Below are 20,407 nucleotides of genomic sequence, written 5' to 3'. Positions count from 1 at the left end.
TGTGCTGCCGGCAAAATATTTTGTTTGCAGATGCTATGCCTTATCTATTTTGGGGGCAAGTAAGCCGATGCAATTATTCTAATGAATATGGCCTTCCAAAGGTGTCAGAAGGGTTTTTAAGCCAAGGGTAAAGAGAGAGGAGACTAGTTTTGTGGCAGGGGAGGAATTATTTTGGCAGCGGCCACCATTTACTTTATATGTAGCTTGTTCACAAAACAACTTTTCAGGCTCCTGAATTGTAATGTGCAGAACGCCAGGAAGCAAGAGGGTATTCTTCTGGTAAAATTGAAAATATACTACCTTTAGCTCCTGTACAACCTGACGTAGCACGTATGGACCTAAAGCCAGTAGAAAGGATTTAAGCAGCAAAAGAATTCTCTGCAGGTTCTTTTGCTGCTATGGCAGCAGTAAGGAAGTGCCTATTTTGAAGCTATGCAAGAAATCTCCACGTTTACATCTTTTGGCAACCGGCTTACCTCCACTGTTTCGCGGGCAGGCGGATTGCTTTTAAAATAGCTGCCGTATGTCTCGTTAATTCTGCCAAAGTTATTCAGGTCTTTCACAAAAATAGAGCATTTCAGAACATGTTCGAATCCCATGCCGGCCTCTTCTAAAATAGCGCTGAGGTTTTTCATGACCTGGTGCGTTTCGGCCTCTATCGATTCGTTTAAAAGTTGGCCGTTTTCAGGGTCTAAGGCAATCTGACCTGAAACATACAAGGTGCCATTTGCCAGGGTGGCCTGGCTATAAGGACCAATGGGAGCCGGAGCTTTAGAAGAGTTAATGATGCTGTGTGCCATAGGTAAATTGTTTTCTGTTACGTTATGCATTTCAAATGTAACAAATTTACAGATGGTAGCCTACAATCATACAGCTTTGGCAATAGCCTAAACTTAACACTGAACCTTTACCCACAGGTGCTTCTGGAGCCTTTGTAACAGCAGTTTTATAAAGTGAGAAGGCACGAGTAAAATACGTTGAGATGTAAGTATTCAACTGCACAGATCCTGATATGCCTCTTGCAGCCAGATAAGGTCTAGCATACAGGAGGCTATGCAGAGAGTGAGGTATGCTCTGTAGTGGCTCGTCTTATTCGATGCTGCCTTGCAAGCTTTTGAGCGCCTGTGGTGTATTAAGCCACAACGACGCGTTTATTTTGTAGCTGGCCAAAGCTACCAGGCGTTGTTCATCGAGCATCTTCTTAACCTCATTCTCGAATTCGGTGCTAAGCTCTTTAAGTTTTGCCTCGCGCTGTGTTGGTGCGTTTTGGTAACCTTTTGAAATTTCCTGTGCTTTCAGCATCGTCTTTTCGTTCAGCACCTTTAGCTTTAAATACTCCTCGTCGTACAAGTAAAGATTTCTCGCCATTACTTTGGTAAGCTCTGTACATTGGCGGGCATCTTCAGGCGAAAGGGTAGCTGGATTTTCTTGCGCAACAGAGGTGGCACATAAGCCTAGAAACATAACAAAAAATAAGCATAAATTCTTCATAATGAATTGGATTTTAAGGGTTTGTTAGTTTTTTAAAGTCTACTGTGGCTTTATTAGCGCTACTATTTACCTATACCTTATTCGAATATTTATGCCATATTCATTTAATTAATTAAATCATAGATTTTATTATACAATAAATTATGTTTGCCTAAATAAAACTTGATAAAATATTATTATGATTTTCAGTTTAAAATCATTTATTTCCTACAATTTGGTTCATTATGGCTTTGGTTTACCAAACTGGTTCTTGAATTTAACTTGTAACTGCTTCATGCACAAAATGTTATGATAGTGCTTTTTAGGATATTTTCATGTTCTGCAAAATTTTGCTCAAGAGCTTTAGGTGCTATGACTGGTGGTACGGGAAAGAGTTTATCCGATAAATAGCTGTTAAGGTTAGACAGACTCTGCTTGTGTTGTTGCTGATTTTTTTGGAAATTAAATGTAAAGGACATTTAAAATATTGAAGTAAGTGAAGCTATCTATAGCAAGTGTGAGATAGCATGGTGTAACCCTTGGAGTAATTTTGTTAATATTCCCTTTGAAGGCACTTTTCATTCGCATAATTTCGGAATCTTGTTTGCTAGTTATTCAGAGGCAGAAGGACTGGCAGGCAAGTTATAACCAATGCCGAATTGCTGCAGCTGTACACATTGCTAAGTATGCACTCCTACTGCATGGTTTCATAAATTAGCTAAGGAAGAAGCTGGTACAGGAGGGCAGGTAGCAATATAAATTCTAAATCTGATTGTATGCAAATACTGGTTGTGTCTACTTCTGCGATGGCCGAAGAGTTTAAGGCAAAATTTCCGGAGAGTAATGCTCTTTTTGTTCAGAAGTACGAGGCGGTTGAGCCATTGCTTGAGCAGGTGGAGGTAGTATTCGACTTCTTACTGGCTGAACACAAGGAGCAGGTTCCGGTATATGCCGCTAAACCAGGGCTTGTCGTGCTATTTCATGCAGTTACGGTGCAACTTGCAGCCTGGCTTCAAAACCAGCAGATAGCCTGTACGTTTGTAGGTTTTAATGGGCTGCCATCGCTATTCAACAGGCCAACGCTTGAAGTAACCTTGCTGCTGCCACACCACGCTGAAGTGCTCCGCAGTGTCTGCAGCAGGCTCGGAACACCTTACCACCTCGTAGAAGACCGTGTCGGAATGGTGACACCGCGTGTGCTATGTACCATTATTAACGAAGCTTTCTATACCCTTCAGGAGAAAATAGCCACTGTTCCTGCTATAGATCTGGCCATGAAACTAGGTACGAACTATCCACAGGGGCCCTTCGAATGGGCCGAACAGATAGGTCTCTCCAATGTATATAAGGTACTAAAAGCCCTCTACTCCGACACGAAAGACGAGCGCTATAAGATCTGTCCTCTCCTGAAAACAAAGATGCTCCAGCAGTCTCTCCTTGTCACTTACCCTCGAGGCTTATAGCGGCAAAAAAGCTTTTGGAGGCCGATTTCATTTGAATAATTGCTGGTTCTTAGAGTTCTTTTTCAGATAGGTCTAAGCGGTTTTGCTAGAGATCCTGCTTTTTGCTCACAACATATTTTCCTACCTGATATAAACTCCTCGGTAAATAATTGGTAGCCACAAAAAAAGGATGCTGTTAAAGGCATCCTTTTAAATAGAGTTGGTTGGAGTGTGCTTATTCTACTGTAACAGATTTTGCCAGGTTACGTGGTTGGTCTACGTTGCAGCCACGCATAACAGCAATATGGTACGACAGTAATTGCAGCGGAATAACAGAAAGCAAAGGAGCCAAATGCTCGCTTGTCTCCGGAATCTCGATGACGTGGTCAGCCATGGTAGGAATGGTGGTGTCGCCTTCGGTTACAATGGCAATTACCTGGCCTTTACGTGCCCGAACTTCCTGCACATTCGATACTATTTTTTCATAAGAACTGTCTTTTGTTGCAATTACCACAACAGGCATCTGCTCATCTATCAGCGCAATCGGACCATGCTTCATTTCTGCTGCCGGGTAGCCTTCTGCGTGTATGTAAGAAATTTCCTTCAGCTTCAGAGCTCCTTCCAGCGCTACCGGGTAGTTGTAGCCACGGCCGAGGTAAATGAAATTAGTCGCATCCTTAAACTTTTCTGATATTTCTTGTATCTGTGCATCCAGCTTCAGCGCCCTCTCTACTTTGGCAGGAATGTTATCCAGTTCCGCCATAAGCTCATGCAGTTTGGTTGTTTCAAGTGTGCCGCGCTTTGCACCCATAATCATGGCGATCAGGGTCAGAACCGTTACCTGTGCTGTAAATGCCTTTGTACTGGCTACACCTATTTCCGGACCTGCGTGCGTATAGGCGCCTGCATCGGTGGTGCGCGCAATAGAAGAGCCCACCACGTTGCAGATACCGAATATGGTAGCCCCTTTCGATTTGGCAAGCTCTATGGCTGCCAATGTATCAGCTGTTTCTCCAGACTGAGAGATTGCAATTACAATATCGCTCTCACGTATAATGGGGTTACGGTACCGGAATTCAGAAGCATACTCCACTTCTACCGGTATGCGGGCAAAATCTTCGATCAGGTATTCAGCTACCAGGCCAGCATGCCACGAGGTGCCACAGGCTACTATCAGGATACGCTCTGCGTTAATAAACTTATTTTCAAATTCCCGGAAGCCACTCATCATCAGGTGGTTCCCTTCAGTGATCATGCGGCCACGCATGCTGTCGAGAATAGAGCGAGGCTGCTCAAATATCTCTTTCAGCATAAAATGCTCGTAGCCACCTTTTTCAATAGACTCCAGCGCCATTTCCAGGCGTTGCACATAAGGTGTTTGCTTTACGTCTTCTTTAGACCGAATATCCAGCTCGCCATTTTTGATAACAGCCATCTCATGGTCTTTCAGATAAACCACATCGTTGGTATACTCAATAATAGGAGTTGCATCTGATGCCAGAAAATATTCGCCTTTGCCTATACCCAATACAAGCGGGCTTCCTTTTCTGGCTGCTACCAACTGGTCCGGGTCGTCTTTCGAAAGCACTACAATGGCGTATGCCCCTACCACTTCGTGTAAAGCTAGGCGCACAGCTTCGGCCAAAGAGCAGTTGCTATTATCTCTTATGTCTTCTATCAGGTTAATAAAAACCTCGGAGTCTGTTTCGCTTTTAAAGGTATGGCCTTTGCTCAGCAGCAAGGTTTTTAGCGCGGCATAGTTCTCGATAATACCATTGTGAATAATGGCGATTTTTTGTGAGCTTGAGAAGTGTGGGTGCGCATTTGCATCATTAGGTTCGCCGTGGGTTGCCCAGCGGGTGTGGCCCATGCCAATGTTGCTATGAACGTCTTTGCCAGCGATAAAAGCCTCTAAATCAGCTACCTTCCCCTTCTTCTTGAAAACACTCAGGCTGCCGTTCATCAGGGCAACGCCTGCGCTGTCGTACCCTCTGTACTCAAGGCGCTTCAGCCCTTTAATAATAATAGGGCAAGCTTCTCTATGCCCTACATATGCTACTATTCCACACATGATGTAATTTTTTTATAAATAAAAGCAGCCCAAAAATAGGAGTATAAACCTAATGTTCAAACAAAACTATTGGCTAAGTTTTGAATAATAGATAAGCAGCTTAATGGGGGCTGCATCAGTGTTGCTAATAATTGTTCTGAAAGGGCGTGAGTCGTATTCTAACTGGCGCGAACCATTACTGCTTACTGTAACAAGCCCGGTTGATACCAAGACACCATTGTTTTCTTTTCTGCCAAGCAAGAGGGCTTGCAGGTAAGGTGTTATGTTCATGCGGTAATGGCCTTTTTCTGACCTGTAAGTTACCACTGAAGGTGCCAGGGTAGTCGTAAAGCTATACGTATCCTGAATAGCCAGATTTTGCCCGGTTGAATTTTGCAGAATACGGTTCGAGCTGTTGGTTTCGTACAGCACAAAAGAAGGATGCGCTGTAAATGTAGCATTAGAGGCATTTTGAACCGGTAATATAAGTTCAGCGCGGTTGATAATAATATTGCCACTTTGCGCCTTAAACTGCTCCAGGTACGGGATGGTAAGCTTTGTTAAAAGTTGGGTATTAGCCTGTACATAAGTTACGCCGTCGGTCTGCGGCGAGGGTATTAGACCTTGTTTCTCCAAAGAACTGATTGCTGTTCCTGCCCTGTCTGCCGTTATATTATAAAACCTTCTGTTATCAGTGGTTGCTATCGGGAACAGGTGTTCTTTTATGGCAGTATCGGCATCTACTCTATATTTTAACGATAAAGTAGTGCGGGTGGAGGTTAGGTTCAGGGCTATAATGCTGGCACCTTCGGTATTCGGCGAAACAATGGCAATACCTTTCAGAAACTCGTTGATGAAATTGTCTCTTGTAGCAAGGGCACTGGTGCCGGACCTTGCCAGTATCTCGCGGGCAAAGTCAAGCGACATCTCAATTTTTACGACCTCTGCCGAATCTCTTGTTGCCAGTGTAAAGATTCTGGGCCGAAAAGTGCCGCTACCAATAGGCGTAGCTTCGTAGGGCAACGTAGAGTTAGAATAATAGGAACCTCTGCTGCTAAAACCATCTGTTAGCCTGTGCACATTCAGTGTCAGGTCGCTGGCCTGGTTACCATAAATCATGGAGTAGTCCAGGGTCAGGGTCATAGATACAGGTTGAGGGTTTGCACCAAATGTAAGGTCTGTGCCGCCAAGGCCTACCTCTGTAAAGGCGGTGGCCCTGCTGGTGCCCAGAACAGGGTCAGCGTAATAACCTGCCGGATAAGGAGCTAGCCCAAAGGTAGAGATAGAGTCTTCTAAAAGAACAGTACCAGATTGTATGGTTAACGTATCAGTAAAATCGGTTCCGATGCGGTTGTCATCCTGCAGTTCAAGCCCTAATTCGGATGGGTCTTCGCAGGCTGTAATGGCAACAAAGGAAAAAAAGAAAAGAAGGTACCTCTTAACGGCTAAGTTCATTATACAAGTTAAAGTAAGAGTCTAATAAGTTGTCGTCGGCGCTGATGGTGTTGATGTTCTTGGTTAACATAAATTCGCTGAACAAGGCATCTATATTCTCACTAAAATTCTCATTTGTCTTAATTACAGAGTCTGCATATTCCATACCTACTTTTATAAAGCTGTCCAGGTCGCCAGACTGCAGGTTGGTCAGCATGCTGTCGTCAATATCGAGCATCTTCACTTTCTCTAGCAGGCTCGTCGTAAACTTGTGCTTATACTCATGGTTATAAACCGTAAAAATAGACTTGGCATCTTTAAAGATCGGATCTTTCTTGTAAGTTGTTTTCAGGTACATTGGTATAAGCCCTGTCATCCAGTCGTTGCAATGAACAATATCAGGCTGCCAGCCTAGTTTTTTAACTGTTTCGAGTACGCCTTTACAGAAGAAAATCGCTCTTTCATCGTTATCCTGATGAAATTTATTGTTCTTGTCAACAAAAACGGACTTTCTGTGAAAATAGTCTTCGTTGTCAATAAAATAAACTTGTAATTTGGCATTCGGAATGGAGGCGACCTTAATCACAAGGGGTTTCTCGTCGTCTCCAACAGCTATATTAATGCCAGACAGGCGTACAACCTCATGCAATCGATTTTTGCGCTCATTTATTATGCCGAACCTGGGAACAAAAATGCGGATTTCCATTCCTCGCTCTTGCATGCCTTGTGGCAGGGTCTCCAGAAACTCTGCTACTTTGGTGGTTTGCAAGAAAGGGAGGATTTCTGTGGCGGCGTATAATATTCGCAATTTAGACATGAGTTTATTGTTAAAAATTATTATGCAAGAGAAATGGGACGTGCAAAATTAGCAAATTTTATTCTAATTTTCAATTTTATCTGTTACAACTTACTTTTGCAGTCTTATCTGTTTTTAAAATATAATACTATTTCATATGCAAGTTATAGAGCAGGCTAGTGCTATTCGCTCAATAGTACAGGCACTGCGGTGCAGCGGCAAAAGCATTGGCTTTGTACCGACCATGGGTGCCCTGCACAACGGGCATCTGCAGCTTATTCGGGCTGCAGCCCAACAAAACGACATCACCATCTGTAGCGTATTTGTAAACCCTACCCAGTTCAATAACCAGGAAGACTACAAGCTGTACCCGCGCTCGCTCGAGCAGGACACGGCTGCACTGGCTGCCGTTGGCTGCGACTACCTGTTTGCGCCCACAGCCGCCGACATGTATCCAGAACAATCGCTGCTGCACTTTAGTTTCGGTGTGCTGGAAGAGGTAATGGAAGGGGCGCACAGGCCGGGCCATTTTAACGGGGTAGCTATTATCGTGAGCAAGCTATTCCATCTGGTGCAGCCGCACCGGGCTTATTTTGGGCAGAAGGACCTGCAGCAGGTAGCGGTGGTGCGGCAACTGGTACAGGGGCTTGGCTTCGACCTGGAGGTGGTTTGCTACCCAACTATAAGAGAAGCGAGCGGACTGGCTATGTCGTCGCGGAACAAGCGCCTCGATGTGCAGCAACTGGAGCATGCCACGCACCTGCACAAGGCGCTCCTGCGTGCGGAGGCGCAGATAGGCGCAAAGCCTGTAGCTGCCATAAAAGAAGATATAGTGGCTTACCTGGCCAAGGTGCCCCAACTACAGCTCGAGTATTTCGAAATTGCTAACCCGGCCACGCTTCAGCCCGTGCCGGACCTTAGCGCCGAGCCAGAAGTTGCGCTCTGTATTGCCGCCCATGTAGGCCCGGTGCGCCTCATCGATAATATGATTGTTAAGGTCCTTCAGCAGGCCTAAGAAGCCTGCTGAAGCAATTATTCTAATGAAAATGCCCTTCCGGAAGAGTTTAGATGCTTTTTAGTCAAGGGTCATGAAATGGATAAGAGTTTTAAAAATGATTCACTCATGCTCTTCGTAAAGCTGTTCTAACAAATCAGCAACTCACAAATTATTAAACGGCTGAAAATGCTTCTGAACAGGCCAATGCATTGCTTGTTTCAACATTCCTAATTTGGAATTTCTAATTAGGCAAAGCTCCATAATCATTCAATCAAAATTTCTGTAAACCAACCATTCAGCAACAAGCAATTAACAACCAACAATCTAATTATTCAAATGAAAATGGCCTTCCAAGGGAGTTTTCCGGTTCTGATGCTCAAGGGTTAAATCGTTTCAGAGATAGCTGCGCCTGCCGGGTAGGTAACGGAAATTTTGCCTGGTAGTAATTTTCCGGCATAATACATACCTTTGTATTATAATATATAATAGAGCCATGCAAATTGAGGTTTTAAAGTCTAAAATCCATCGTTGTAGGGTTACACAGGCCGAACTGCACTACGTAGGCAGCATTACAGTAGATGAAGACCTGATGGACGCCGCCAACATTGTGGAAAATGAAAAAGTGCAAATCGTGAATATTAACAACGGGGAGCGCTTCGAAACTTACGTTATAAGAGGGGAGAGGGGCACTGGCACTATTTGTTTAAACGGGCCCGCCGCCCGCAAAGTACAGGTAGGCGATGTCGTTATTATTATATCTTACTGCTCTATAAACTTTGCCGATGCAAAGGCGCATACGCCTACGCTGGTTTTCCCTGATCAGCACAACCGCATCGTTTAATAACATTTCATGAACAAAGCCCTATCCGTTCTAAAGTACAGCTCTTTTCTGGGAATATCTGTCTTTCTGATGTGGTATGCTCTGCGTGAGCTGGACTTTGAGCGGATGTGGGTGGAGCTACAGCAAGCCAACTTTGTCTGGATCGTGCTTTCGATGCTGATGGGGGCAGCTGCTTACGCAAGTCGCGCTTACCGCTGGAAGATGCAGATTATGCCCACGGGTGTTTCTCCGTCGTTTGCCAATACTTATAACGCCATGATGGTAGGCTACCTGGCCAACCTGGTGTTGCCCCGAATGGGCGAAGTAGTGCGGTGCAGCATACTAAAGCGAACAGACAACCTGCCGGTAAACAAAGCTTTCGGAACAGTAATAGCAGAGCGCTTTATAGATATGCTCATGCTGTTGCTGTGTATAGGCCTTACTTTTCTGTTCGAGTTCGACCAGGTGCTCGACTACTTCTTAAGCCTCTTCGCCGACAAATACCATAGCCTGGAGAAAAGCTTTGACTCTTTGTACCTGCTGGCTGGGCTGTTGCTGCTTGGTACCTTTGTTTTACTGGCCATGGGTGTCCTGTTTTTAAACAGACTCAGGAACAATGTCTTTTTTCAGAAAGCAGTGTCGTTTGTGCGAGGCATGTTGCAAGGCATCTTCAGTATTACCAAAGTAAAAAATCAACCTGTTTTCTGGGGGCACACTCTTATTATATGGGCTTTGTTCTACGGTACCACGTTGGTTGTGTTCTATGCCTTGCCGGCCACATCGGGGCTTTCGGCCACAGCAGGCCTCTCGGTGCTGGTAGCTGGCACCTTGGGTATGGCTGCACCTGTGCAAGGTGGGGTCGGCACCTATCACCTGGCTGTGCAGGCAACACTTATGTTATATGGAGTGCCAAAAGAGGCCGGCATGGCTTATGCCTTGCTGGCGCATACTTCCCAAACACTTTTGGTAGTTATAATGGGAGTGCTTAGTTTTATAGTTACTATGCTGCGGCCGGTAAAGCTGGCAGTACAGACAACTGAAACTAATGCAACCATTCATGAATTCAAGCGATAAAATACTTACCCTCCCGCACCTGCAAGACCTGCTGCAGACCTGGCGAAGCCAAGGCCAGCAAATTGTATTCACCAACGGCTGCTTCGATATACTGCACCTTGGCCACGTCGATTATTTAGAAAAAGCCAGACAACTTGGCGATAAAATGGTGCTTGGCCTTAACACAGATGCCTCTATTTGCCGTATAAAAGGGCCAAGCCGCCCTTTGCAAGACGAAATGTCACGGGCGCGTGTTATGGCATCCTTATTGTTTATCGATGCAGTAGTGCTGTTCGATGAGAATACACCGCTTAAACTAATAGAGGCCATACAGCCCGATATTTTAGTTAAAGGCGATGATTATACCATCGAAAATATTGTAGGACATGAGATCGTTATGGCCAGGGGAGGAGCCGTTAAAACTGTTCCGCTGGTAAAAGGCTACTCTACCACCAACATCGTAAATAAAATAGAGGATCAAGTTAAAAGTACAAAAGGTTAATTAACGTTATGGGAATATATTTCATTGTAATCGTTTTTATGCTGGCTAGTATGTGGGTTAGCTGGCGTTTAAAAAGTAAGTTTAAGAAGTACTCCGAAATTCCGCTGCAGTCGGGTTACACAGGCCGCGAGATAGCCGAAATGATGCTGGCCGACCATGGCATAACAGATGTACGCGTTATATCGGTTGCAGGGCGTTTAACTGACCATTACAACCCAGCCGACAAAACCGTGAACCTGAGCGAGTATGTGTACGAAGCAAGAAGCGCAGCAGCAGCAGCAGTGTCGGCGCACGAATGTGGCCACGCCGTGCAACACGCCAAAGCGTATAGCTTCCTGAAGTTCCGCTCGGCCATGGTGCCTGCGCTCAGCATTGCCTCGCGCTACATGCAGTGGATAATCCTGATCGGTATATTCATGCTGCAGACTACACCTATTCCGTTGGCTATTGGTGTAGGGTTATTCGCGCTTACCACACTGTTCAGCTTTGTAACGCTGCCAGTAGAGTTCGATGCAAGTAAGCGGGCCCTGGCCTGGATCGGTACAAATAACATCGTAAACAAACAGGAATACGCCATGTCGAAAGACGCGCTTAAATGGGCAGCCATGACGTACGTGGTAGCGGCACTTGGTTCATTGGCCACACTGTTGTATTACGCGTCGCTGCTGCTTGGCCGCCGCGATTAACTAAACAAGGTCTTAGCTTTTTAAGTATGCGCCTTCTGCTCCAGAGCAGAAGGCGCTTTTTTGTGTTGTCTCCTCAAAAACTGTCGTACGAAATTGCGTATGGAAGCATATAATTTTATATCTTTAAATTGTTCGGCTTGCATAACAATTTCTGCAAATCTGGTGTATGTTGAGAATAGCAAAGGTGTTTTTTGCGACCGAAAAACAAAATAATGGTAGTTAACTAGATATACAGGTATGAACTTTCAGCTAACAGAAGAACATTTGGCAGTACAGGCTGCTGCCCGTGAGTTTGCCCAATCAGAACTGCTGCCAGGCGTTATCGAGCGTGATGAGCTCCAGAAGTTTCCGGCGGAGCAGATCCGGAAAATGGGGGAGTTGGGATTTATGGGCATGATGGTAGACCCAAAGTACAATGGCGGCGGCATGGATACTATTTCGTATGTGCTGGCCATGGAAGAAATTTCGAAGGTGGATGCCTCGGCCTCGGTGGTGATGTCGGTCAACAACTCGCTGGTTTGCTGGGGTATTGAGAAATACGGCACAGAGGAGCAGAAAGAGAAGTACCTCCCGCGCCTGGCAACCGGCGAGATAATAGGAGCCTTTTGCCTGTCGGAGCCGGAAGCAGGTTCAGATGCCACCTCGCAGCATACAACAGCCGAAGACAAAGGCGACTATTACCTGCTAAACGGTACCAAAAACTGGATTACCAACGGCAGCACTGCCTCCGTTTACCTGGTAATAGCCCAAACACATCCCGAAAAAAAGCACCGCGGCATTAACGCCTTTATTGTAGAGCGTGGTGTGGAGGGTTTTGTAGTAGGTAAAAAAGAAAACAAATTAGGCATAAGAGGTTCCGATACCCACTCGCTTATGTTTACCGATGTAAAGGTGCCAAAGGAGAACCGTATTGGCGACGATGGCTTCGGCTTTAAGTTTGCCATGTCTACGCTGGCCGGTGGGCGTATAGGTATTGCCTCGCAGGCGCTGGGTATAGCTTCCGGTGCCTACGAGCTGGCCCTGAAGTACGCAACTGAGCGCAAGGCCTTTGGCGTGGAAATAGCCAGGCACCAGGCCATTCAGTTTAAGCTCGCTGATATGGCCACTAACATTGAGGCCGCCAGATTATTATGCTTAAAAGCTGCCTATCATAAAGACACCCATCAGGACTACAGCATGTCTGGGGCCATGGCGAAACTGTTTGCCTCGAAGGTAGCCATGGACACAACAGTGGAGGCAGTGCAGGTGCACGGCGGATACGGATTCGTAAAAGAGTACCATGTAGAGCGGTTAATGCGCGATGCCAAAATTACGCAGATCTACGAAGGCACCTCCGAGATACAAAAAATAGTAATTTCAAGAGAATTGCTAAAATAAATATAACGTCAAAACATCGTTCTTTGCATATTTTGCCCCTAAATATAGTTTTCTGAATTTAAATTTATTTTCAAGAAATTATAAAAATAATTTTGAATTTTATAAAGATTAACCTTAGCTTTACCCCATAATTCAAGGGTTTATAGTATTTAAGTTAGTTGGTAACACACATGGAAGATTACAATAAAATTATTGAATCGCTTGGGGTGCGATTTATTAAAGCTAAGAATCTGGTGTTGCAGCAGCCTTTCACGGTACGCAACGCTTACGATGTCGGCAACAACCTGATATTGCTTCATAAAGGAAGCATCTTTTTTGGCAACGAAGAACAAATGGTAGAAGAGGGGGAGCTACTATTTATTCCGGGAGGCCGTAGCACAAGAGTAACGTATGGCTCTACAGATGGCCGTACCATCTCTAACGACGACCTGATTACCAACAGAGAGAAATTCTTTAAAAGTAATAACGATCTGGACCTGATCGGCGATGCCGAAGAGAGCCACAGCTATGTAAGCTTTGAAGCGAAGGTATTTGATTCCGTTAACTTCTTTGCTTCGTTAGATGTTCCTGCTTTCCTGATCTCTAACAACAACAAGTTAGCCAACCTGGTTATAAAGGTGGTGGAAGAGAACATGCAGGACCTGCCTGGCAAAGAGCGCCTGATCAACATTTACACCGAAAACATTGTGGTGGAGATTATACGCCACATTCTTCGTAACAAAATGTTTGTGGAGCAGCTGGCAACAAACAGCACCTACTTTAAAGATCCACGCCTCATCGATCTGTTTAACTACATTAAAGAAAACCTGGGAGGAGATCTTTCTAACAAGGTGCTGTCTAATGTGGCAAACGTATCGGAAGATTATGTGGGGCAGTACTTTAAAATGCTGACCGGTATAAATCCGCAGGATTATATTGAGTACCAGCGTATGGAGCGTGCCGTGTTCTTACTGCGCACTACCAAAAAGAGCATCCGTGAGATCGGCAAAGATGTAGGCTACAAAGACACTGCTTACTTCTGCCGTCGTTTTAAAATGATGTTCGGCATACCAGCCGGCAAGATGCGCCGCCGCGAATCAGCGATGAGCGTTTAAGGCAACTTTATTATAAGTAGCAACCACTTCAGAAACCTCGGCCAAAAAGCCGGGGTTTTTTTCTATGTAATTGCCTACCACCAGCACATCGGCTCCTGCAGCCAGGGCAGTCTGCGCCTTCTCGGTCGTGTTAATGCCTCCGCCTACAATTACAGGAACATCAACAGCGGCGCGCACAGCTGCAATCATATCGGCGCTAACCGGCTTCTGTGCTCCGCTGCCACCATCAAGGTAAATATATTGCAGGCCCAGCATCTCGCCAGCCATAGCAGTACAGGCAGCAATAGCTGGTTTGTCGTAGGGGAGAGGGGTGGTGCCACTCATATAAGAGGCGGTGGTTTGGCGGCCAGTGTCTACGAGCATATAGCCTGTAGGGAAAATCTGTAGTTGGCTTGCTTTCAGAACAGGAGCCGATAAAATATGCTGACCTATCAGGAAATCGGGGTTACGGCCCGAGATAAGCGAGAGCAGCAGAATGCCATCGGCCTGTTGGTCGATGTGCAAGCTGTTGCTCGGGAATAGAATAACCGGAATGGAACTGTTTTCTTTTATCAGGCGAATAAGCGAAGCCTGGTTTTGGGAAGTGACAAGGCTGCCACCCATAAAAAAATAATCAACCTGGCTGGCCTCGCTCAAGGCCAGCAGGTGCAGGCAAGAGGCCTCGTCCAGGTTGTCAGGGTCGAGAAGCACTGCAAAGTGCTTTCTCCCCCAGGTGTTTAATGGTGCTTTCTGAAGTTTCTCAAAGGGCATCCTCTTCCGGATAAATATACTCAGTAGTTTCGATCTCTGTCACCTCGATGGGTTTAACCGCAATATCGGTATTTTCAGAGACACTACTTAAGTATTCTTCAACCTTTTTAGAGATATACACCATGAGCAGGGCTGCCAGCTGTTGGGTAATAACCTGCATGAGCTCAGAGTTTACAAAAGATTTGCTTAGCCCGGTGTTTTGCTTAGGCTGTGGCTGCTCCTGGTAGGCATAAGCCGGGGGCACACTATACACATCGGCTTCGCCCGGAATAGCGCCTGGGCCTGCCGCACCATTTAAGAGAGGAACTCCGGTAGGAGCATAGGGTTCGGTATAACCGGCCTTTACCTTTTTAGTTTTTTTTTTGCTGCCGCTAAACATGCGCCTGAGCAGGAGTCCTGCCACTAGTACACCGCCTGCCAGCGCCACTTTTTTACCTATTTCCTGCGACTGTGTTTTTATATGGTCCACATCGCCCATCAGGGCATTTTTATACTCCTCTTTCTGCCGCTCCAAAAGCTCCCGCTCACTCTTAAACAATGGATTGCTTGATTCGCTCATATTGAATTCTCTTTTTTATCAGTTTTGTAGATCGTGTTGTCAAATGTTTTGTCGGCTAGGTTATTAAACACTTTTTTATCGAGGCCTATTACGAGCACCACCAGAATGATGATGTAAAAAAGCGCTACAATGCCAAAGCCCCAGAAAGAACTGCCCAGTAAGTGGTTGAGGAGCAGCCCTAAAAAAATGTTAACGAAAATAACACTCATAAAGGCAGCAAAACCTAATAGTACGGCATGTAGTAAACCAACAAAAGAGGCTTTCAGCTTTTCCTGTATCTCAAGCTTAATTATATCGATTCTGGTATCGATGTAACCCATTAAGTTTTCGACGAGGTTTGGATTCTTTTCTCGTGTGCCGTTGTCTTTATTCATCATAGTGTCAGGCTATTTTTATTTAGATGCTGTGATCAGTATACGCGGTTAGATTTAAAAATTTTCCGTAAAATCTAGTCAGTTTGATTCTAGTACGGATTTTGCGCTATATTGACCGAATATATTAAATGTAAGATTAAACTTTTCTGATATACTTCTTTGGATTTTAACTTATATACGGTTTTAGAGGTGAGCCCAGTTGCCACAAGTCAGGAAATAAAACTGGCTTATAAGCGACTGGCTGTCCTGTATCATCCCGATAAAAATCCGGGTAATGCCCAGGCCGAAGAAAAGTTTAAACTCATAAGTGCCGCCTACCAGACCCTCTCTAACCCAACCAAGCGCGCCCGCTACGACCAAAAGCTCCAGTACCAGCGCGAATATCAGCGGAGGGCGCAGCAGCACAACCCATACTACAACCCCAGGTACCATACCACCAGGCCACCGGCTTCTGTGTCGGAGCGGCATTACCAAAGCAGGTCGGGCCAGAAGCGTTTCTCTAAAAAAGACCTCTACATTACCGTTACTTTTACGGCCTGCCTGCTGCTGTTCAGTTTGCTGCTAAAAGTGGTAATGGACCATGTAACAGGCGAAGACAAATATAAAACTGCCTTGAGCTACATTGAAGGTGGCAAGTACAGCAGCGCCCATAGTTTGCTAACCGATGCTATTCATTTTCTGCCCAAGCACGCCGATGCCTACCTGACCAGGGCCAGCCTCGAGATGAACGTGTATGAGAATTATGCCGCCGCCGTTCGCGATATAAACCGTGCCATTGTTTTTAAGGAAGACGTGAAAGCCGAGACCTTTTATATGCGCGGCAAGTGCCACCTGAAACTGGAGAATTACCGCCAGGCCGAAGCCGACCTGCTGCACGCCCTCAAAATGGACAGCACCCTCTACGCCCCCTACCTGGAGCTTGGCGAATTAAGGCTTTTTTACCTGAAGGAGCCGCAAGTGGCCTTAGGCGATTTTAATGCGTTTCTAAGGCATAGCAACAGCGGCGAAAAGTGGGTGACAGCCTTAACTTACCGGGGGTTCGGGCACTACAAGTTAGGCAACTACGAAGCTTCTGAAGCCGATTACAGGCAGGTGCTGCAGCAAGACCAGAGCAACGGCCGCGTTTTTTACCTGCTCGGCCAAACAGAAATGGTACAGGAGCAGCAGGACTCTGCCTGTGTACACTTTAATAAAGCCTACCGGCTGGGTTACTCAGCTGCCTTACTCGAACTGCGCGCCAATTGCCTCTAGCAGCTGCTCCTAACCCTTGGCTCAAAATCCTGCAAAAATCTTCTGGAGGCTGTTTTCATTTGAATAATTTAATTGTCGATTGTTAAATGGCTAATCAGGTGATGAACGAATACATAGAAAAGATATTGAAGCCTGCGCAACCCTTGGCTCAAAAACCGAGAAAAAGCTTCTGGAGGCTGTTTTTATTTGAATAATTTGAAACCAGATGGTAGCTCCGTAAATTCAAATGTTTCTACTCAGCCTGAAAGTGCCTATTTTTGAGAAAGAACAGTAACTTGCTGTTTGTAGCAGCAGCAAAAGGAGCAGTATGAGCCAAAGAACAACTTACCAGGCCGCCAGAACTGTGGCAGCAAGCATTGAGGAGCATTTTGCGAAACATATTGCGGAGGCAAAGGAGCAAAACGAAGAACAACTGGCTTGTGCACCGCAGGCTGCAGCTATAGAGGCCCTGGCCGATGCTGCCTTCTGGGCAAGTCTGCGGCACGAAGAAGGTATATCGCCAAAGATTTCGCTGGCCTACCTGCCTCCCGAACAAGCCGGGCAGCCATTGCTGTTCGAAAAACCTTTTGCGCTTACACCGGCCATCCTGACAAAGCTGGCTCCTGCTGTAGAACGGCCGGGTATACACCTGGGTGTGTGGCACAGCAACGGTGAGTTGCAGCTGTGGGGAGCTACGCGTACTATACCAAGTTTGTGTTTTGTGCTGGAGGTGGTGGAGCCTGGTCTGCTGGTTATAAAGCACCGCCGCCTCGATGGGCTTGGCAAGTTTGCCAATGTGGCCGTACTCCGTGGCGAAGAAGTAAAGATTATAGACGACCAAAGCGCGCTTGTGCCAGATTGCCCGAGCCTGCTGGCATCGCTGCTTGGCCTCTCGTCTACCGACTCCTGGAACGACTCTGTAAGTGTGCTGGTGCAGCTGGCTATATCTATGCGCAACCATGGCCGCGGAGGGTCGTTGCTGGTGGTTCCGGCTGGCACCGATGCCTGGCGCAAATCTATTATCCACCCAATCGCATACTCGGTGGCTCCCGCTTTTTCGGCACTCGCCGACCTCATGCTCGAAGATAAGAAGAAGCAAACTGGCAGTGCCTGGTCAGACCAGTTGCGCCGTGCCATAGATGGTGTAGCCGGGCTCACGGCCGTTGATGGTGCCACCATCATTAGCGATAAGTATGAGCTGTTGGCGTTTGGGGCTAAAATAGGCCGACCCGAAGGCAGAGCACCTGTAGGGCAAATAACTATGACCGAACCCGTTGTAGGAGGAGAACCAGTGGTGGCAAATCCTACCCTGAACGGTGGCACCAGGCATTTGTCGGCAGCGCAGTTTGTACACGACCAGCAAGATGCGCTGGCGTTAGTAGCCTCACAAGATGGCCGTTTCACGATCTTCGCCTGGTCGCCTTGCGAAAACATGGTGCACGCACACCGTATCGATGCACTGTTGCTGTAAGAGAGTAAATTATTCTAATGGAAAAGGCCTTCCAAAGGTTCTAAAAGGTTTTAGGAGCCAAGGGTCTTGCATGTTCCACGTACCTTAAACTGCCGGAATGTAGTGGTAAAGGAGTAGCAAAGTTTGCTCTTGCATCAGATTTTATACAGACTGGCAAGACACAACCACTCACACAGCAGCTGCGTTAGAATGAGGGCAAAGAAATAGGTAGGAGTTTTGGTGCAATTTGGATATTCTTAACTCAGGCACTCCTCCAATTTAATTATTAGAATTATATGCCTCTGAAATGGAATGGTAAGACGGGTAGAGGCAGCAGGATAATCGTGATGAACGAGGACGCTCGCGCCACCATAATCTTTAATTTCTAATTTGGCGAAGCACCAGGCACCTTTGCTGTCACAAATGCCGCTGGAAAGCCTTAAAAACAAAAAACCCTTGCCATTTCTGACAAGGGTCTCTGTGGTGATGATTGGAATCGAACCAACGACACAAGGATTTTCAGTCCTTTGCTCTACCAACTGAGCTACATCACCAGCTCTTGTTGTGTCCCCCTTTTCCGTAAGGGTATGCAAAAGTAGTAAGGAACTTTTAACTTGCAAACATTCGGGCGAAAATTTTTTAAAAAAGTCGCATTTGTCGGTTTATACCAAAGTTTAGTTAAATTTATTTCTAAATTAGTATGCATAACGAATAATTTGCCGTGTTTAAAATAGAGAGCATCATCTTCATTATTATAGCAGGCTTAGGTATAGGGCTGTTTATATGGCAGATCCGCAAGATCCGCAAAAATATATTGCTGGGCCGCGATCTGGAGCTGGCAGATAACCCCTCGGAGCGTATTAACAAAACCTTGCTGGTGGCGTTTGGGCAGCAGAAAATGTTTAAGCGTATGCTTCCGGCGGTACTACACCTGTTTGTGTATGTTGGTTTTCTGGTTATCAACATAGAGGTTATCGAAATCCTGATTGATGGTGTGTTCGGCACGCATCGGGCTTTCGGGTTTTTGGGCGGGCTCTACAGCGCGCTCATGTTTATAAATGAGATACTGGCTGCGCTCGTTATTGTGGCTTGCGTTATGTTTCTGTGGCGGCGCAATGTTACTAAGGTTCCCAGGCTGGCGAGTGGCGTGGAGATGCGGGCCTGGCCTAAAATGGATGCCAATGCCATTCTGGTAATTGAAATTGTGCTGATGCTGGCGCTATTCACCTTTAACATTGCAGGCCTGAAGCTGGTGCAACTCGAAGGCGGCGAAGTGGCAGGCAGTTACCCTATTAGCCAATTGTTTGTGAATATTTTCGGGAGCAACCCGGAGTCGCTGCACGTAATTGAGCGGGCAGGCTGGTGGTTTCATATTATCGGTATTCTGGCTTTTATGAACTACCTGCCAAGTTCGAAGCACTTTCACATCATCATGGCTTTCCCGAACGTGTACTACTCCAAGCTGCTGCCTAAAGGTAAGTTCACGACCAATGCCGCTATCACACACGAAATAAAAGCCATGCTGGACCCTAGCTACCAGCCACCGGCTCCGGAAGCAGACGCTGAAGGTAACCCCGTAATTCAACGGTTTGGGGCCAAAGATGTGGAGGACCTTACCTGGAAGCAGCTTATGGACTCCTACACCTGCACTGAATGCGGACGCTGCACCGCCGTGTGCCCGGCCAACATTACCGGAAAACTCCTTTCGCCACGCAAGATCGTGATGGATACCCGCGACCGGATGGAGGAAAAAGGGGAATCGCCGGTGATTTTTGACCCGGCCAAATACGGGAAAGATGCAGGCACGGAGCGCGTAAAAACAACCGAAGAGGAGAGGACACTGCTGCGCGGCTACATTACCCCAGAAGAGCTATGGGCCTGTACCACCTGCAACGCCTGCACCGAGTCGTGCCCGGTAAACATAGACCAGGTGTCTACCATTATGGATCTGCGCCGCTACCTGGTGCTCGAAGAGTCTGCTGCGCCGGCCTCGCTCAACGCCATGTTTACCAACATCGAGAACAACGGTGCTCCCTGGGCCTTCTCCCCATCCGACAGGTTTAACTGGGCCGAAGAGTTGTATGTACCTAATTAGATTATAGATACTAGATTTTAGAAGCTAGATTTTGTACACGACTAACCACGGATTTGGATTGAAGGCCAGGCTTTACAAGTTCTAATTGTTAGCCTGAGGCAACGTAAAATAAGTAACAAGAAATAGTAAATGACATCTAGATGCACCATGTTAGATTCTGAAAACTCCATTCTGGAGGTCTATTATCTAAAATCTAGTATCTAACATCTCAAGAAAATGGAAAACAAA

At 46.2% G+C, this 20,407-nt stretch carries 19 protein-coding genes and 1 tRNA gene; 11 read left to right on the top strand and 9 right to left on the bottom strand.

The features are described from left to right. Positions 1-419: 419 nt before the first annotated feature. Together FVR03_RS18040 and FVR03_RS18035 are read right to left on the bottom strand one after the other, a co-directional pair. Entirely contained in the window at positions 420-800 is a 381-nt protein-coding gene (locus FVR03_RS18040) for a RidA family protein (protein WP_147923169.1), read from the bottom strand. Between the two features lie 289 nt (positions 801-1,089). Beyond that, positions 1,090-1,464, bottom strand: coding sequence for a hypothetical protein (locus FVR03_RS18035; RefSeq protein WP_147923168.1), 375 nt, complete (start codon positions 1,462-1,464; stop codon positions 1,090-1,092). A gap of 782 nt (positions 1,465-2,246) precedes the next feature. On the opposite strand from FVR03_RS18035, the gene FVR03_RS18030 reads away from it, so the two are divergent. Beyond that, positions 2,247-2,933: a 3-hydroxyacyl-CoA dehydrogenase family protein gene (locus FVR03_RS18030; RefSeq protein WP_147923167.1), complete on the top strand. Its 687-nt coding sequence runs from the start codon at positions 2,247-2,249 to the stop codon at positions 2,931-2,933. A gap of 214 nt (positions 2,934-3,147) precedes the next feature. On the opposite strand, the gene glmS is transcribed toward FVR03_RS18030, so the two are convergent. From glmS to FVR03_RS18015, 3 genes are all read right to left on the bottom strand, one after another. Continuing rightward, entirely contained in the window at positions 3,148-4,983 is a 1,836-nt protein-coding gene (gene glmS / locus FVR03_RS18025; protein ID WP_147923166.1) for a glutamine--fructose-6-phosphate transaminase (isomerizing), read from the bottom strand. Positions 4,984-5,049: 66 nt separating this feature from the next. Further along, positions 5,050-6,417: a DUF4270 family protein gene (locus FVR03_RS18020; RefSeq protein WP_147923165.1), complete on the bottom strand. Its 1,368-nt coding sequence runs from the start codon at positions 6,415-6,417 to the stop codon at positions 5,050-5,052. Beyond that, on the bottom strand, positions 6,401-7,213 hold the full coding sequence (locus FVR03_RS18015; RefSeq protein ID WP_147923164.1) for a glycogen/starch synthase: 813 nt from the start codon (positions 7,211-7,213) through the stop codon (positions 6,401-6,403). The genes FVR03_RS18020 and FVR03_RS18015 overlap by 17 nt, the downstream gene beginning before the upstream one ends. 136 nt (positions 7,214-7,349) lie before the next feature. On the opposite strand from FVR03_RS18015, the gene panC reads away from it, so the two are divergent. From panC to FVR03_RS17980, 7 genes are all read left to right on the top strand, one after another. After that, positions 7,350-8,207 carry a pantoate--beta-alanine ligase gene (gene panC / locus FVR03_RS18010; protein ID WP_147923163.1) on the top strand — a complete coding sequence of 286 codons (858 nt, stop codon included), beginning with the start codon at positions 7,350-7,352 and terminating at the stop codon, positions 8,205-8,207. Between the two features lie 475 nt (positions 8,208-8,682). Beyond that, on the top strand, positions 8,683-9,030 hold the full coding sequence (panD, locus tag FVR03_RS18005) for an aspartate 1-decarboxylase (protein WP_147923162.1): 348 nt from the start codon (positions 8,683-8,685) through the stop codon (positions 9,028-9,030). A 9-nt stretch (positions 9,031-9,039) separates the two neighbouring features. Next, on the top strand, positions 9,040-10,083 hold the full coding sequence (locus FVR03_RS18000; RefSeq protein ID WP_147923161.1) for a lysylphosphatidylglycerol synthase transmembrane domain-containing protein: 1,044 nt from the start codon (positions 9,040-9,042) through the stop codon (positions 10,081-10,083). Then, complete coding sequence (rfaE2, locus tag FVR03_RS17995) at positions 10,067-10,564, top strand: D-glycero-beta-D-manno-heptose 1-phosphate adenylyltransferase (protein ID WP_147923160.1); 498 nt, start codon at positions 10,067-10,069, stop codon at positions 10,562-10,564. The genes FVR03_RS18000 and rfaE2 overlap by 17 nt, the downstream gene beginning before the upstream one ends. Positions 10,565-10,572: 8 nt before the next feature. Then, complete coding sequence (locus tag FVR03_RS17990; RefSeq protein WP_147923159.1) at positions 10,573-11,250, top strand: zinc metallopeptidase; 678 nt, start codon at positions 10,573-10,575, stop codon at positions 11,248-11,250. A gap of 237 nt (positions 11,251-11,487) precedes the next feature. Continuing rightward, positions 11,488-12,627 carry an acyl-CoA dehydrogenase gene (locus FVR03_RS17985; protein WP_147923158.1) on the top strand — a complete coding sequence of 380 codons (1,140 nt, stop codon included), beginning with the start codon at positions 11,488-11,490 and terminating at the stop codon, positions 12,625-12,627. A gap of 170 nt (positions 12,628-12,797) precedes the next feature. Next, positions 12,798-13,721, top strand: a complete 924-nt coding sequence (locus FVR03_RS17980) for an AraC family transcriptional regulator (RefSeq protein ID WP_147923157.1) — start codon at positions 12,798-12,800, stop codon at positions 13,719-13,721. On the opposite strand, the gene FVR03_RS17975 is transcribed toward FVR03_RS17980, so the two are convergent. The 3 genes from FVR03_RS17975 to FVR03_RS17965 are packed head-to-tail and all read right to left on the bottom strand — an operon-like array spanning position 13,704 to position 15,407. Then, a complete protein-coding gene (locus FVR03_RS17975) occupies positions 13,704-14,471 on the bottom strand; it encodes a phosphoglycerol geranylgeranyltransferase (RefSeq protein WP_147923156.1) in 768 nt (255 codons plus the stop codon). The genes FVR03_RS17980 and FVR03_RS17975 overlap by 18 nt on opposite strands. Next, the gene (locus FVR03_RS17970) at positions 14,461-15,030 is read right to left on the bottom strand and encodes a hypothetical protein (RefSeq protein ID WP_147923155.1); all 570 of its coding nucleotides are present in this window, start codon (positions 15,028-15,030) and stop codon (positions 14,461-14,463) included. The genes FVR03_RS17975 and FVR03_RS17970 overlap by 11 nt, the downstream gene beginning before the upstream one ends. After that, positions 15,027-15,407: a phage holin family protein gene (locus tag FVR03_RS17965; protein WP_147923154.1), complete on the bottom strand. Its 381-nt coding sequence runs from the start codon at positions 15,405-15,407 to the stop codon at positions 15,027-15,029. Before FVR03_RS17965 ends, FVR03_RS17970 begins: the two co-directional genes overlap by 4 nt. A gap of 156 nt (positions 15,408-15,563) precedes the next feature. Here FVR03_RS17965 and FVR03_RS17960 point away from each other — a divergent pair, with 156 nt between their 5' ends. Together FVR03_RS17960 and FVR03_RS17955 are read left to right on the top strand one after the other, a co-directional pair. Then, positions 15,564-16,655, top strand: coding sequence for a J domain-containing protein (locus FVR03_RS17960; RefSeq protein ID WP_147923153.1), 1,092 nt, complete (start codon positions 15,564-15,566; stop codon positions 16,653-16,655). Positions 16,656-16,962: 307 nt separating this feature from the next. Further along, positions 16,963-18,105, top strand: coding sequence for a putative sensor domain DACNV-containing protein (locus tag FVR03_RS17955; protein WP_147923152.1), 1,143 nt, complete (start codon positions 16,963-16,965; stop codon positions 18,103-18,105). A 460-nt stretch (positions 18,106-18,565) separates the two neighbouring features. Here FVR03_RS17955 and FVR03_RS17950 read toward each other — a convergent pair. After that, positions 18,566-18,638 (bottom strand) — tRNA-Phe (locus FVR03_RS17950). 167 nt (positions 18,639-18,805) lie between these two features. Between FVR03_RS17950 and FVR03_RS17945 the strand changes: the two genes are divergently transcribed. Continuing rightward, positions 18,806-20,179, top strand: a complete 1,374-nt coding sequence (locus tag FVR03_RS17945; RefSeq protein ID WP_147923151.1) for a 4Fe-4S dicluster domain-containing protein — start codon at positions 18,806-18,808, stop codon at positions 20,177-20,179. Positions 20,180-20,407: the final 228 nt, after the last annotated feature.

The organism is Pontibacter qinzhouensis (genome assembly GCF_008017455.1).
Lineage (GTDB): Bacteria > Bacteroidota > Bacteroidia > Cytophagales > Hymenobacteraceae > Pontibacter > Pontibacter qinzhouensis.
This window is presented reverse-complemented; position numbering and strand designations above follow the sequence as displayed.

Bases quoted from the DNA above. Each gene is read 5' to 3' on its own strand.
- FVR03_RS18040 (WP_147923169.1), bottom strand. From the start codon at position 800: ATGGCACACAGCATCATTAACTCTTCTAAAGCTCCGGCTCCCATTGGT.
- rfaE2 (WP_147923160.1), top strand. From the start codon at position 10,067: ATGAATTCAAGCGATAAAATACTTACCCTCCCGCACCTGCAAGACCTG.
- FVR03_RS17955 (WP_147923152.1), top strand. From the start codon at position 16,963: ATGAGCCAAAGAACAACTTACCAGGCCGCCAGAACTGTGGCAGCAAGC.
- FVR03_RS18020 (WP_147923165.1), bottom strand. From the start codon at position 6,417: ATGAACTTAGCCGTTAAGAGGTACCTTCTTTTCTTTTTTTCCTTTGTT.
- FVR03_RS17975 (WP_147923156.1), bottom strand. From the start codon at position 14,471: ATGCCCTTTGAGAAACTTCAGAAAGCACCATTAAACACCTGGGGGAGA.
- FVR03_RS18030 (WP_147923167.1), top strand. From the start codon at position 2,247: ATGCAAATACTGGTTGTGTCTACTTCTGCGATGGCCGAAGAGTTTAAG.
- panD (WP_147923162.1), top strand. From the start codon at position 8,683: ATGCAAATTGAGGTTTTAAAGTCTAAAATCCATCGTTGTAGGGTTACA.
- FVR03_RS17965 (WP_147923154.1), bottom strand. From the start codon at position 15,407: ATGATGAATAAAGACAACGGCACACGAGAAAAGAATCCAAACCTCGTC.
- glmS (WP_147923166.1), bottom strand. From the start codon at position 4,983: ATGTGTGGAATAGTAGCATATGTAGGGCATAGAGAAGCTTGCCCTATT.
- FVR03_RS18000 (WP_147923161.1), top strand. From the start codon at position 9,040: ATGAACAAAGCCCTATCCGTTCTAAAGTACAGCTCTTTTCTGGGAATA.
- FVR03_RS18035 (WP_147923168.1), bottom strand. From the start codon at position 1,464: ATGTTTCTAGGCTTATGTGCCACCTCTGTTGCGCAAGAAAATCCAGCT.
- FVR03_RS17980 (WP_147923157.1), top strand. From the start codon at position 12,798: ATGGAAGATTACAATAAAATTATTGAATCGCTTGGGGTGCGATTTATT.
- FVR03_RS17970 (WP_147923155.1), bottom strand. From the start codon at position 15,030: ATGAGCGAATCAAGCAATCCATTGTTTAAGAGTGAGCGGGAGCTTTTG.
- FVR03_RS17990 (WP_147923159.1), top strand. From the start codon at position 10,573: ATGGGAATATATTTCATTGTAATCGTTTTTATGCTGGCTAGTATGTGG.
- FVR03_RS17985 (WP_147923158.1), top strand. From the start codon at position 11,488: ATGAACTTTCAGCTAACAGAAGAACATTTGGCAGTACAGGCTGCTGCC.
- FVR03_RS18015 (WP_147923164.1), bottom strand. From the start codon at position 7,213: ATGTCTAAATTGCGAATATTATACGCCGCCACAGAAATCCTCCCTTTC.
- panC (WP_147923163.1), top strand. From the start codon at position 7,350: ATGCAAGTTATAGAGCAGGCTAGTGCTATTCGCTCAATAGTACAGGCA.